We start from the raw sequence: 13,059 nt of genomic DNA on the forward strand, positions 1-13,059 counted from the left end.
CAGAAAACTTGAAATAAATGACTGTTCGCTGGATATTTGAACGATAGGTGCTAAAAACACAACATAACTATCAATTTATTAACAATAAACGCGAAACTTAAGCCTTTAATCATTGTATCAACTTGAATAAGCTTTATTAAAACACTCGCAACTAAGATGATCATAATGATCACTAGCAATAATCTACCCGAATAGATCCCATATATAACAAAGTCAGGAAAATAAGACGCTGCAGCTAGCATACTGTTAATGTTACTACGGTGAATTGAAGTAGGTAAGAGTGATACCACAGTATTAATAAAATCACGGCTATTAATAGTGCCTACCTGAAGGTGGCTTTTGTTTATGTGTATTAGCAAAGCCTTAATATAAGTAGGAGTTGCTGTTACTCAATTTTAGGCAAAATAAAGCCCCGCATTTGCGAGGCTACTATTTATGCTACACCGTATTGATCCCGGTAAGCTTTTACCGCCGCTAAATGCTCATCCATGGTACCTTGGATCTCAAGGTAACTAATTAAATCAGCAAGTTTTACGATAGAAGTAACTTGAGTATTAAAGTCACGTTCTACTTCTTGTATAGCAGAAAGCTCTGCTTTACCTTTTTCTTGACGATCAAGTGCAATTAAAACACCACTTAAATCTGCTCCATTATCCGCAATAATTTCCATTGACTCGCGAATAGCTGTACCGGCGGTGATCACATCATCAACTAACATGATCTTACCTTTAAGCTCAGATCCAACTAAGCTACCACCTTCACCGTGTGCTTTTTTCTCTTTACGGTTAAAACAATAAGGGACATCTTTATTATAATGATCAGCTAACGCAACTGCGGTTGTTGTTGCAATTGGAATACCTTTATAAGCAGGGCCAAATAGTACATCATATTCAATTGCTGCATCTTCAAGTGCCGCCGCATAAAAGCGACCTAAGCGCGCCAAATCACGACCTGTATTAAACAAACCCGCATTAAAGAAGTAAGGACTAGTACGGCCAGACTTTAAAGTAAACTCGCCAAACTTTAATACCTGCTTTTCTAAAGCAAACTCAATAAACTCTTTTTGATATTCTTTCATTGCCAGTTACCTATTTATGCTAGTGCTTGCTTTTGTACATCAATAATTTCACGAATTGAATGCTTAGCGAGTGTAAGTAGTTCATCAAGTTCGTCAAACGAGAAAGGTTCACCCTCAGCGGTTCCTTGTACCTCAATAATTTTACCGGTTTCAGTTAAAATTACATTCATGTCAGTTTCAGCGTCAGAATCTTCTAGGTATTCTAAATCGCTAATCGCTTGGCCTTTATATATACCAACAGAAATAGCAGCGATCATATGTTTAAGTGGGTTTGAGTTAATCATCCCTTTTGCACGCATATACGTGAGTGCATCAACAAGCGCAACGCACGCACCACTTATAGACGCTGTACGCGTACCACCATCAGCTTGGATTACATCACAATCAATAGTAATTGTGTTTTCACCGAGTGCTTTTAGATCGATTGCAGCACGTAAAGAGCGAGCAATCAGGCGCTGTATTTCCATTGTACGACCGCCTTGTTTACCTCGCGTTGCTTCACGACTATTACGTGTGTGTGTTGCGCGCGGTAACATGCCATATTCTGCGTTTACCCAACCTTTACCTTGGCCTTTCATAAAGCGTGGTACGCCAGCCTCAACTGTCGCAGTACAAAGTACCTTAGTGTTGCCAAACTCTACCAATACTGAACCTTCAGCATGCAAAGTGTAATTACGTGTAAACGTAACCGGTCTAATTTGATTAGGTGTTCTTTCGCTTGGACGCATTGACGATCCCCTTAATTCTGAATTTGCCACATTATATGTTGATGTGAATATAGATGCCATGTTGATTTATATTAAAGTGTGTTTAAAAAACACTCAGCAGTGTTAAATTTTCTTTAGAGCTTGAGCAGTGTTACGGTATAATAATCGTAATATTGTATTTAAAAATGTAGGAAAACATCCATGATCCACAGTATGACAGCTTATGCGCGTCGCGAAATAAAAGGCGAATGGGGCACTGGCACGTGGGAAGTTCGCTCAGTGAACCAACGTTATCTTGAAACCTTTATTCGTGCACCAGAGCAATTTCGTGGCATGGAACCCGTTATCCGCGAGCGTCTGCGTAAGCACTTACAGCGTGGTAAGGTCGAAGTTTTCTTAAAGTTTGTAGCGAACCCTGCACATGTGGGTGAACTATCAATTAATCAATCTCTTGCTGAGCAATTAATTAACAGTGCTAAGTGGGTTCAACAACAAAGCAATGGTGATATTAATCCTGTTGATATTTTACGTTGGCCTGGCGTTATGGAAGCGCAAGAAATTGATATGGATAGTGTAAATACGGCACTCATTACTGGCCTTGACCAAGTAATTGAAGACTTTAAATCTGCACGTGGTGATGAAGGTGCAAACCTTGAAGAAATGATAGCTACACGATTAACCGCCATTTTAGAACAAGTTGATATCGTTGAAGCACACATGCCAGAAATTACTAAATGGCAACGTGAAAAGTTAGTACAAAAACTTGAAGATTTAACAACAAATATTGATGAGTCACGCCTTGAACAAGAACTGATTTACCTTGCACAAAAGCAGGATGTAGCAGAAGAGCTTGATCGTTTAAAGTCGCACGTTAAAGAAACACGCAAAATTTTGAATAAAGGTGGCGCTTGTGGTCGTCGTTTAGATTTTATGATGCAAGAGTTTAACCGTGAAGCAAATACCCTAGCCTCTAAATCAATCAACAGCGACATCACCAATGCTGCAGTTGAGCTAAAAGTATTGATAGAGCAAATGCGTGAGCAAATTCAGAATATTGAATAACGCATAATGCTTTTTGGCTCACTTGAGCACAATTAGCTAAATAAAGTATAATAGTTGTAATTAAAGGCTTGAGTTATTTATAACTCAAGCCTATTTATTTTAAAAATAGAGATCATAATGGCACACTCTCGTGGGAACTTATTCATTTTATCGGCACCTTCTGGGGCGGGTAAATCTAGCTTAATAAATGCATTACTGAAAAAGCATGCTGATATGAAAGTATCGGTATCGCACACTACTCGCGCACCGCGCCCTGGTGAAAATAATGCAGAACATTACCACTTTGTATCAGTTGATGAGTTTAAAGCGCTGATTGCCAAAGATGATTTTTTTGAATGGGCACAAGTATTTGATAACTATTATGGTACTTCTAAGCAAGCGATTGAAGAGCAACTCGCCGCAGGTATTGATGTATTTTTAGATATTGACTGGCAAGGCGCTCGCCAAGTTCGAGAAATAATGGACGACGTAAAAACTATCTTTATTCTTCCGCCATCAAAACAAGAACTAGAGCAACGTTTAAATAATCGCGGCCAAGACTCTGCTGAAATTATTGCAGGTCGAATGGCGCAAGCTCAATCAGAAACCTCTCATTACAACGAATACGACTATGTTGTAGTGAATGATGATTTTGATACTGCTCTATGCGATTTAGAAACCATAGTAATTGCACAGCGATTAACGCTAAAAGCACAAACAACACGTCATCAAACTTTAATTCATGAGCTGCTCAAGTAATCTAAATTACGATTAATTTTCGGTTCATGCCTTAAAATAGATAAAAATTAACCACTGGCTATTGGCGAAACTTGCTGCGTGCAGTAAACTACGCCTTTGCTTTTAAATTATTTTGGAGTGCTAAGATGGCTCGCGTAACAGTTGAAGATGCAGTAGATGCAATTGGTAATCGTTTTGACTTAATTTTAGTTGCGGCCCGTCGTGCCCGCCAAATTGCTGTTGGTGGTAAAGATCCACTAGTAGATCCTGAGAACGATAAGCCAACAGTTGTTGCTTTACGTGAAATCGAACTTGGTTTAGTTGATAATTCTTCAATGGATGTTATTGATCGTGAAGAACAACAACATCAAGAAGCGGCAGAACTAGCTGCTGTTGCTGCCATCGTTGGTGGCAACCAATAATCAACCGCCCGGTCTGATTTAGCTAACGGCATAGTATTTCAACTATAGCCGTTGGCAATCCTCTGTTTTCATCGTATATTCGTAACTTATCCTAACTTATTTGCTTCACGAGAACATTGGAGTGTGAATGTATCTTTTTGAAGGTCTTAAAAAGAAAATCTCAAAATACTTGCCAGCAGACGATGTTGAGCTAGTTCAAAAAGCCTACGTGGTAGCCCGAGAGGCCCATGAGGGTCAAACTCGTTCAAGTGGCGAGCCGTACATTACTCACCCCGTTGAAGTCACTCAAATATTAGCAAGTATGCACCTTGACCATGAAACGCTCATGGCGGCACTGATGCATGATGTGATTGAAGACACCGATTTTAGCCAACAAGATTTAGCTGAAATATTTGGTGAAACAGTGGCAGAACTCGTAGAGGGTGTGAGCAAGCTTGATAAATTGAGCTTCAAAGATAAAAAAGAATTCCAAGCTGAAAACTATCGCAAAATGATTATGGCAATGACCCAAGATATTCGGGTTATTTTAATCAAACTAGCTGATAGAACGCACAATATGCGCACATTGGGCGCACTTCGTCCAGATAAACGCCGCCGTATTGCACGTGAAACCCTTGAGATTTATGCACCAATTGCTAATCGCTTAGGTATTCATGATATAAAAAATGAGCTAGAAGATTTAGGTTTTCAAGCACTGTACCCTATGCGTCATCGTGCACTTAAATCGGAAGTGGCTAAAGCGCGTGGTAATCGCAAAGAAGTTATTTCAAATATTCAAACTGAAATTGAAGCTCGTCTTGAAGAATCTGGCATAAAAGCGACCGTATCAGGCCGTGAAAAGCATCTATACAGTATTTATAAAAAAATGCTCAACAAAGAGCTGCTGTTTAACGAAGTCATGGATATTTACGCATTTCGTATTGCAGTAGACTCTATGGATACCTGTTATCGCGTACTTGGTGTAGCTCATAACTTATATAAGCCAATTGAAACCCGCTTTAAAGACTATATTGCTGTGCCAAAAACTAATGGTTATCAATCATTACATACTTCTTTAGTTGGCCCGCATGGTATTCCTGTAGAAATTCAAATACGTACTTTGGATATGGATCATATGGCTGATAAAGGGGTCGCGGCTCACTGGATGTATAAAAAGTCGGGCGACAGTGCGGGTCATACTGCACAGCAGCGCGCACGCCAGTGGATGCAAAGCTTATTGGAATTGCAACAAAGTGCAGGTTCCTCGTTTGAATTTGTAGAAAATGTAAAAACAGAGCTATTCCCAGAAGAAATTTATGTCTTTACCCCAGATGGCCGGATTATTGAACTTCCTATGGGTGCAACGGCGGTCGATTTTGCTTATGCCGTTCATACTGATGTAGGTAATACCTGTGTCGGTGCGCGTGTTAATCGTAAGCCTTACCCTTTAAGTAAAGCCATTGATACAGGGCAAACAATAGAAATTATTACCAGCTCAGGCGCTCACCCTAACGCAACATGGCTTAACTTTATTGTTACTGGCAAAGCACGATTAGGCGTACGCAATTACCTTAAGAGTCAACAGCATGAAGAGGCATTATTACTCGGTCGTCGCTTACTTGACTCTGCGCTGGGTGAAAATAAATTTGATAACCTCCCAGCTGAAAATATTACACGAGTGCTTGAAGAGCATGAGCTTTCCTCTACTTTAGAATTATTAGTAGAAATTGGTTCAGGTAATTTAATGAGCATGTTAATTGCTAAGCGCTTATTACAAAATGACAATGATGATTTAAACGACATTGCTAAGCGTGCTAAGGCAACCATTATTGGTACCGAAGGCATGTTGGTTAATTATTCTAAATGTTGTCGTCCAGTGCCTGGAGACGCTATTACTGCCCATGTTAGCCAAGGTAAAGGTTTAACCGTTCATCGCCAAGAGTGTAAGAACATTCGAGGCTGGGAAAATGATCGTTCAAAATACCTAGTCGTAAAATGGGATGACAATCCAGAAAAAGAATACATTGCGGCTTTAAGAGTAGAAATAATTAACCACCAAGGTGCGCTGGCTAAGTTAACTAATGTGGTCGCCACTACACAGGCCAATATCGTCGAAATAGCTACCGATGAAAAAGAAAGTAATTTATACGTGATAGACTTAGGGATCACAGTTAAAAACCGTATTCATGTCGCCAATATTATGCGCCGTATACGTGTTATGCCCGATGTACAAAAAGTCTATCGTAAAAAATAAAATAGGAACATCATGAATAAAGCATTTATATCAACGGATAAAGCTCCTGCAGCAATTGGCACATATAGCCAAGCAGTAAAAGTGGGTACAGCTGTATATTTATCAGGGCAAATTCCACTTGTCCCAGAAACAATGGACGTTATTTCTGAAGACTTTAGCGAACAAACACACCAAGTATTTAAAAATATCAGCGCGGTTTGTGAAGAAGCTGGCGGTACTATTCAAGACTTAGTAAAAGTGAATATTTACCTTACTGATCTTTCAAACTTTGCCATTGTGAACGAAGTCATGAGTCAATACTTTAAACAACCTTACCCTGCGCGTGCTGCTATTGGCGTTCGTGCACTTCCTAAAGGTGTTCAAGTAGAAATTGATGGCATCATGGAGCTACCTTCAACAAACTAACTTCTATAAGCTATGAGCGCCGCTCATAGCTTTTATTCCTATCTATAACTACACTTTGATGATTTCTTGACTCAAAACTAAATTTCTAGCACTCTGTAATCACGTTATTTTATTAAACCTTACTTTAGTAGTATAAAAGGATAACTTGTGTTTAAGCTTGCTCATAATGGCAATGTATTACTCGATACGAGTAAATCTGCACCCGCCAGTGCTGCTTTTATTATAGAAGCAATTGCACAGTCGCCTTACAGCGAGTGTGAGATCAATCATGACGCCATAAATAACTATTTCAATAGTGCAACACCTGAACGAATCTTAGTTGTTGCAACACGCCACGATGCAACCTTAAGCGTTGAGATCAGTGATGATAAAATGCTAGCTACGGGCACGCTCACTCTCGCCAAAGGGGGAGCAACACTCAGTTTTGATGAAGCTAAAAAAGAATTAGTTAAAGCGCACGTTGCGAGAGGTTACAAACAAGCATTTTTAGAGCAGCTTTTACAAAAACAATTTGAACTTCCACCTGGCGCTGTAGTTAGCGGGCCACTTGCTAAGGGACGTTTACCTACTGACGGCCAAGATAGCAAATTTAAAGCTATGGTTGAAACCTTAAAAGATCGCCTTAAAGCACCCAAATTAAAAGAAGATGGTAGTGTTGATATGCGTGACTTTGGTAAATTGGCAAGCGTAAAGCCGGGTGAATTACTAATACAACAGCAACCTGCTACCCCCGGTCAAGAAGGGTTTACCGTGATAGGTGATGTTTTACCTGCTAAACCTGGACAAGTTCATGCCTTAATAGCGGGAGAAGGTACAGAAATATCCAAAACCAACCCAATGGAATTACTATCGACTATTGCAGGTGTCCCTGTAGAAATAAATAACGGCATGCGTGTTGACGATATTTTTACTATTAACGATGTGTCTGTAAAAACAGGTCATATAGACTTTGAAGGTAGTGTGGTAGTCAGTAGTAGTGTAGAGCCTGGAATGCGGATTAATGCAACTGGCGACATCACCGTTTTTGGCACTGTCGAATCTGGCGAATTAACTGCCGGTGGTGATATAACTGTAAAACAAGGACTTATTGGCCATCAAAAGCCTGAAGATAAATCACTGTCTTGCAAAGTAATCTGTGCAGGCGATGTGCATGCCTCACACTCTCAATATTGCTATATTGAAGCTAATAACATACTGGTTGACCGCCAAGCCAGCCACAGCTCAATGAAAGCAAAAAATATAATTCAAATTGGTCAATCAGAACTACCTAAAGGAAAGTTATTTGGGGGTGAAATTTTAGATGCCACTAAACTAATTGCCGGAGAAATTGGTAACGAATCAGGGGCTAAAATGGCAATTAATTTAGCTGCTTCAGCCACTCAAATGACCAAAGATATTGATAAGTCTTTTAGTGAATTAACAGCTGCAAATGAACAGGTTGATAGCTTACAAGCAGCCTTAGAAAAAGCAGATTTAATAAAAGATGCAGATAAAAAAAGTGAACTCATGAATAAGATTGGGACCACGCAGCTGTATCATAGCCAACAAGCTGAGCAACTAGAAAAGCAGGTGGCTAGTTTAGAACAGCAGTTAAATACCCTGCTTGATGAAGCCATTTTAACCGTAAATACTGTTTTGCACTCTGGGGTGGAGATCCATATCTTCAACAAGATGCTTAAAACAACCCGTAACTTTCCACCAAGCAGTGTTAAGTTAGAAAACAATAAGATTGAAATTGAATTTAAAACTTAATCATAAGGGGCTGTTACTAACAGCCCCTTATTCTTTATAGTAAACCGTCTACACTTTCATAGGTTTGCGCTGGCCAAACACCTACCTGTACTTGCCCTATGTGTTGTTTTTGTAATAACAGCATAGCCAAACGAGACTGACCAATACCACCACCAATTGTTTGTGGAAATTTACTTTCTAGCAATGCTTTATGCCAATCAAACTCTAAACGGTCTTCATCACCGGTAATTCCCAATTGAGCTTGCAAAACCTCAGGGCTCACCCGAATTCCCATAGATGATATTTCGAAAGCGTCTTCAAGAATTGGATTCCATACTAAAATATCGCCATTTAACCCCATATAGTGCTCACAAGTGGGTGTTGACCAGTCGTCATAATCTGGCGCTCTCACATCATGAATTTTACCATCACTTAATGCTCCGCCAATACCAATTAAAAACACAGCACCATATTCTTGAGCAATCGCTTTCTCACGCTGCTTAGCGCTAAAGTCAGGGTACATTTTACGTAGTTCTTCACTGTGTACAAACGTAATTTGAGTTGGCAAAAATGCTCTTAAACCAAAGCTGTCACTAACATATTTCTCAGTGGCTTTAATACCTTGGTAAATCGTTTCAACCGTTTGTTTAAGGATAGATAAAGAACGCTGCGTACTTTCACAAATAACTTGCTCCCAATCCCATTGATCAACATAAACAGAATGAATAGGGCTTAGTGAATCTTCGTCAGGTCGCAACGCTTTCATTTGTGTATAAATACCTTCACCTTGTGAAAAACCATATTCACCCAAGGTTTTACGTTTCCACTTAGCAAGAGAATGCACTACTTCGTAACGGCTATCTGCAATTGCTTTCACATTCACTGCAACAGCGTTCTCGTGCCCACTTAAGTTATCCTGTGTACCGTCGCCTACTTTAGCTAAAATAGGCGCTTGAACTTCAATTAAGCTCAGCTTTTGTTCTAATTGCTGCGAAAAGAACTGCTTAACTTTACTTATTTGCTGCTGCTGCTGCACATAATGTGAACTCATAATAATTGGCCTCATTCCCAGTTATTGTATTTACTACTTAGCGCACAATTACGCTTCAATGAGGTTATCGTAACAATTAAACTATTTAATTCAATATCCCATAATAAAAATAGCTTTATGATATTAAAACCATTAAAAAAATGGTATAAAAATAATTAATACCATAATTAAAGACGGTTAAATCTATGGAAAATTATCAAATCGATAATCTTGATAAACAGATTCTGCATGCATTAATGGATAATGCGCGTACACCTTATGCTGAATTAGCAAAACGCTTTAGTGTAAGCGCGGGAACAATTCATGTGCGAATCGAAAAAATGAAACATGCAGGGATCATCACAGGCACCCAATTAACCATTAATACAAAACAGTTAGGTTACGATGTGTGTTGTTTTATAGGCATAAATTTAAACAACGCCCGTGACTATCCTCAAACACTTATAAAACTAGAATCATTAGAGGAAGTGGTCGAAGCATATTACACCACTGGTAATTACAGTATTTTTATTAAAGTGATGACTCGCTCTATCGATCATTTACAAGATGTGTTGATCAATAAAATACAAGCAATTGAAGCTATTCAATCAACCGAAACCCTGATCTCATTACAAAACCCGATTAGTCGAACAGTGGTGCCTTAAGGTGAAAAATCTCGTATAATTTGCCGAAAAAGAGGACTCCCATGCAGCAAACTCGTTACCAAAGAATTGAAAGTGTACTTTCACGTCGTCAAACTGACCTTACCGTATGCTTAGAAGACGTACACAAACACCATAACTTATCAGCAATTGTTAGAACGGCTGATGCCGTTGGTTGTCATCATGTGCATGCCGTGTGGCCAGAAAAACAAAAGTGGCTAACCAATAATACCTCAGGTGGCAGTAAAAACTGGTTAGACACACATCTTCACAGAAACATAGATGATGCCGTTGCGAGTATGCGTACTCATAATCCTGATGTACAAATTTTAGCGACGCATTTAAGTGAAGATGCTGTCGACTTCAGAGAAATTGATTACACTAAACCGACTGCAATTATTGTCGGCCAAGAAAAAACGGGGATCTCTCCACAAGCCTTAGAGTATGCAGATCAAAACATCATTATTCCAATGCAAGGCATGGTGCAGTCGTTAAATGTATCCGTTGCAGCAGCCCTAATTTTATTTGAGGCGCAGCGTCAACGTGATCTAGCTGGTTTATACAATAGAAATATGCTGAGTGAAGAAATTAAGCACCCAATGTATTTTGAAGGCTGCCACCCAATTATTGCAAGGCAATGCAAACAAAAAAACCTACCTTACCCTGCTCTTGATGAAAACGGCGAAATTGTTGCTGATGAACAGTTTTGGCAGGCGTTAAAACATACTTGATGCATATACAGTGTATCAGTACACTTAACTTACTAAATAATAATAATTGAGCCTACATTGTCTAAACCTAGCTTAAGCCAATACCCAATCACAGAACTTAAAGGCGTTGGTCCTAAAATGGCTGAACGGCTTTTAAAGCTAGGTATTAGTACAGTACAGGACATGCTATTTCATTTACCGCTTAGGTATGAAGACAGAACCCGTATTTATACAATTAGTGAGTTGACCCCCCATAGCCACGTAACTGTTCAAGCAACCATTGAAACTAGTCAAATAACCTTTGGAAAGCGGCGCATGCTGGTTTGCCAAATAAATGATGGTACAGGTAGATTAACATTACGATTTTTTAATTTTACCGCAGCACAAAAAAATGCATTTAGCACAGGCAAAATAATTCGTTGCTTTGGCGAAATACGTCGCGGACGTATTGGCTTTGAAATGAGTCATCCTGAATACAGTATTAGCGACACTTTTGAACAACAACCAACATCATCAACACTTACGCCAGTCTATTCAACAACCGAGGGGTTAAAGCAGCTCTCTATTAGGGCGTTGAGTGAACAGGCAATAGAATTACTTCAAAAGTATGCAGTAGAAGAGCTACTTCCCCAACAATGGCAACCATCGCAACTACCGTTAAGCGATGCATTATTATTACTACACCGCCCTCCTAATGACGTTGATATCATTGCGCTTGAACAAGGGACTCACCCTGCACAGCAGCGACTTGTATTTGAAGAATTACTGGCTCAAAATCTCAGTTTATTAAAAGTAAGAGAACAGGGGCAGCAAGTTAAAGCCGTTGCACTTGAGCCAACCAATTCATTAGAAGGACAGTTTTTGGCGCAATTACCCTTTGCGCCAACCAACGCACAAAGTCGTGTGGTATCAGAAATTAAAGCGGATTTACAAAATGCGTACCCTATGATGCGACTTGTCCAAGGGGACGTTGGCTCTGGTAAAACACTAGTCGCAGCACTGAGCGCGTTAACTGCGATAGCAAAAGGCTACCAGGTCGCATTAATGGCGCCAACAGAGATATTGTCAGAGCAACACGGAATCAACTTTTCTAGCTGGTTTGAAAGCCTTGGAATAACGGTTGCTTGGTTAGGTGGTAAAACAAAAGGTAAAGAGCGCGTAAGTACACTTGCAATGATCGCCTCAGGTGAAGCGCAAATGATTATCGGTACCCATGCGTTATTTCAAGATGAAGTAAAATTTAACAATCTTGTACTTATCATTATTGATGAACAACACCGCTTTGGAGTTCATCAACGTTTATCATTGCGTGAAAAAGGCCGTTTTGGTGATTGTTATCCACATCAGCTAGTAATGACAGCAACTCCTATACCACGTACGCTGGCGATGACTGCCTATGCAGACTTAGAAACCTCAGTGATTGACGAATTACCACCTGGGCGGACTCCTATCACTACAGTTGCGATTCCTGATACTCGTCGAGATGACATTATTAGTCGCGTAAAACTTGCCTGTAACGAGCAAGGTCGACAGGTTTACTGGGTATGTACACTAATAGACGAGTCTGAAGTACTACAATGCCAAGCAGCGGAAGACAGTGCATTACAGCTAAAAGAAGCATTACCTGAGCTTGCTATTGGCTTAGTCCATGGGCGAATGAAAGCTACGGAAAAGCAAGCCATTATGAGCGACTTTAAAGCGGGTAAAATTCATGTACTTGTGGCAACAACCGTGATCGAAGTTGGGGTTGATGTGCCTAATGCGAGTTTGATTATTATCGAAAACCCTGAGCGCCTAGGTTTAGCACAGCTTCACCAACTACGTGGCCGCGTAGGCCGTGGAGCTACGGCATCTCACTGCGTGCTTTTATACCATGCACCACTTTCACATACCGCACAGAAACGGTTAGGAGTACTGCGCGATAGTAACGACGGATTTGTTATCGCAGAACGTGATTTAGAAATACGCGGCCCAGGTGAAGTTCTTGGGACCAAACAAACCGGCTTAGCAGAATTTAAAATTGCAGACTTAACAAGAGATAAGCAAACCTTAAATCAAGTTAGACCCATAGCACAACAGATGTTGAAGCAATATCCTCAGTATGTAGACCCTCTCATTCAACGCTGGTTAGGCAACAAGTCAAATTACGCACAAGCTTGATTGTACATTCACATAAAGCGACATACTAATTTTCCCAACTAGTTATTACCTATACCGCAACTATTTCCCTACACCTTGTTCCTGTGTTTTCACTTTTCTTTAGACGTAAAAAAGCCCGACTCTTTCGAATCGGGCTTTCTCT

12 protein-coding genes are annotated in these 13,059 nt (G+C 40.0%); 9 read left to right on the forward strand and 3 right to left on the reverse strand.

Annotated elements, in window-relative coordinates; all coding sequences use genetic code 11:
- Positions 1-433: 433 nt before the first annotated feature.
- Both pyrE and rph read right to left on the reverse strand, forming a co-directional pair.
- Positions 434-1,078 (reverse strand): orotate phosphoribosyltransferase, encoded by a 645-nt coding sequence (gene pyrE / locus AC27JR_RS16805; protein WP_028834993.1) that lies wholly within the window; start codon positions 1,076-1,078, stop codon positions 434-436.
- 14 nt (positions 1,079-1,092) lie between these two features.
- Positions 1,093-1,806, reverse strand: coding sequence for a ribonuclease PH (gene rph / locus AC27JR_RS16810; protein ID WP_008111261.1), 714 nt, complete (start codon positions 1,804-1,806; stop codon positions 1,093-1,095).
- Positions 1,807-1,986: 180 nt separating this feature from the next.
- Between rph and AC27JR_RS16815 the strand changes: the two genes are divergently transcribed.
- From AC27JR_RS16815 to AC27JR_RS16840, 6 genes are all read left to right on the forward strand, one after another.
- The gene (locus AC27JR_RS16815; RefSeq protein ID WP_138596695.1) at positions 1,987-2,847 is read left to right on the forward strand and encodes a YicC/YloC family endoribonuclease; all 861 of its coding nucleotides are present in this window, start codon (positions 1,987-1,989) and stop codon (positions 2,845-2,847) included.
- A 117-nt stretch (positions 2,848-2,964) separates the two neighbouring features.
- Positions 2,965-3,585 (forward strand): guanylate kinase, encoded by a 621-nt coding sequence (gmk, locus tag AC27JR_RS16820; protein ID WP_487174213.1) that lies wholly within the window; start codon positions 2,965-2,967, stop codon positions 3,583-3,585.
- Positions 3,586-3,710: 125 nt separating this feature from the next.
- Positions 3,711-3,986, forward strand: a complete 276-nt coding sequence (gene rpoZ / locus AC27JR_RS16825; RefSeq protein ID WP_008108220.1) for a DNA-directed RNA polymerase subunit omega — start codon at positions 3,711-3,713, stop codon at positions 3,984-3,986.
- A 127-nt stretch (positions 3,987-4,113) separates the two neighbouring features.
- The gene (spoT, locus tag AC27JR_RS16830; protein ID WP_008464067.1) at positions 4,114-6,219 is read left to right on the forward strand and encodes a bifunctional GTP diphosphokinase/guanosine-3',5'-bis pyrophosphate 3'-pyrophosphohydrolase; all 2,106 of its coding nucleotides are present in this window, start codon (positions 4,114-4,116) and stop codon (positions 6,217-6,219) included.
- A gap of 12 nt (positions 6,220-6,231) precedes the next feature.
- Positions 6,232-6,624 (forward strand): RidA family protein, encoded by a 393-nt coding sequence (locus AC27JR_RS16835; RefSeq protein ID WP_008108210.1) that lies wholly within the window; start codon positions 6,232-6,234, stop codon positions 6,622-6,624.
- A 147-nt stretch (positions 6,625-6,771) separates the two neighbouring features.
- Positions 6,772-8,376 carry a flagellar assembly protein A gene (locus AC27JR_RS16840; RefSeq protein ID WP_487174214.1) on the forward strand — a complete coding sequence of 535 codons (1,605 nt, stop codon included), beginning with the start codon at positions 6,772-6,774 and terminating at the stop codon, positions 8,374-8,376.
- Between the two features lie 34 nt (positions 8,377-8,410).
- Here AC27JR_RS16840 and asnA read toward each other — a convergent pair whose 3' ends face one another.
- The gene (gene asnA, locus AC27JR_RS16845; RefSeq protein WP_487174215.1) at positions 8,411-9,406 is read right to left on the reverse strand and encodes an aspartate--ammonia ligase; all 996 of its coding nucleotides are present in this window, start codon (positions 9,404-9,406) and stop codon (positions 8,411-8,413) included.
- A gap of 185 nt (positions 9,407-9,591) precedes the next feature.
- Here asnA and asnC point away from each other — a divergent pair, with 185 nt between their 5' ends.
- From asnC to recG, 3 genes are read left to right on the forward strand one after another with little or no spacing between them, the layout of a single operon-like run.
- On the forward strand, positions 9,592-10,050 hold the full coding sequence (asnC, locus tag AC27JR_RS16850) for a transcriptional regulator AsnC (RefSeq protein ID WP_008108204.1): 459 nt from the start codon (positions 9,592-9,594) through the stop codon (positions 10,048-10,050).
- A gap of 41 nt (positions 10,051-10,091) precedes the next feature.
- Complete coding sequence (gene trmH / locus AC27JR_RS16855; protein ID WP_054202951.1) at positions 10,092-10,778, forward strand: tRNA (guanosine(18)-2'-O)-methyltransferase TrmH; 687 nt, start codon at positions 10,092-10,094, stop codon at positions 10,776-10,778.
- 57 nt (positions 10,779-10,835) lie between these two features.
- Positions 10,836-12,917 (forward strand): ATP-dependent DNA helicase RecG, encoded by a 2,082-nt coding sequence (gene recG / locus AC27JR_RS16860; protein ID WP_487174217.1) that lies wholly within the window; start codon positions 10,836-10,838, stop codon positions 12,915-12,917.
- Positions 12,918-13,059: the final 142 nt, after the last annotated feature.

Source organism: Pseudoalteromonas sp. NH0006-26 (genome assembly GCF_057552415.1).

Bases quoted from the DNA above. Each gene is read 5' to 3' on its own strand.
- rph (WP_008111261.1), bottom strand. From the start codon at position 1,806: ATGCGTCCAAGCGAAAGAACACCTAATCAAATTAGACCGGTTACGTTT.
- asnC (WP_008108204.1), top strand. From the start codon at position 9,592: ATGGAAAATTATCAAATCGATAATCTTGATAAACAGATTCTGCATGCA.
- pyrE (WP_028834993.1), bottom strand. From the start codon at position 1,078: ATGAAAGAATATCAAAAAGAGTTTATTGAGTTTGCTTTAGAAAAGCAG.
- rpoZ (WP_008108220.1), top strand. From the start codon at position 3,711: ATGGCTCGCGTAACAGTTGAAGATGCAGTAGATGCAATTGGTAATCGT.
- gmk (WP_487174213.1), top strand. From the start codon at position 2,965: ATGGCACACTCTCGTGGGAACTTATTCATTTTATCGGCACCTTCTGGG.
- AC27JR_RS16815 (WP_138596695.1), top strand. From the start codon at position 1,987: ATGATCCACAGTATGACAGCTTATGCGCGTCGCGAAATAAAAGGCGAA.
- trmH (WP_054202951.1), top strand. From the start codon at position 10,092: ATGCAGCAAACTCGTTACCAAAGAATTGAAAGTGTACTTTCACGTCGT.
- spoT (WP_008464067.1), top strand. From the start codon at position 4,114: ATGTATCTTTTTGAAGGTCTTAAAAAGAAAATCTCAAAATACTTGCCA.
- AC27JR_RS16835 (WP_008108210.1), top strand. From the start codon at position 6,232: ATGAATAAAGCATTTATATCAACGGATAAAGCTCCTGCAGCAATTGGC.
- asnA (WP_487174215.1), bottom strand. From the start codon at position 9,406: ATGAGTTCACATTATGTGCAGCAGCAGCAGCAAATAAGTAAAGTTAAG.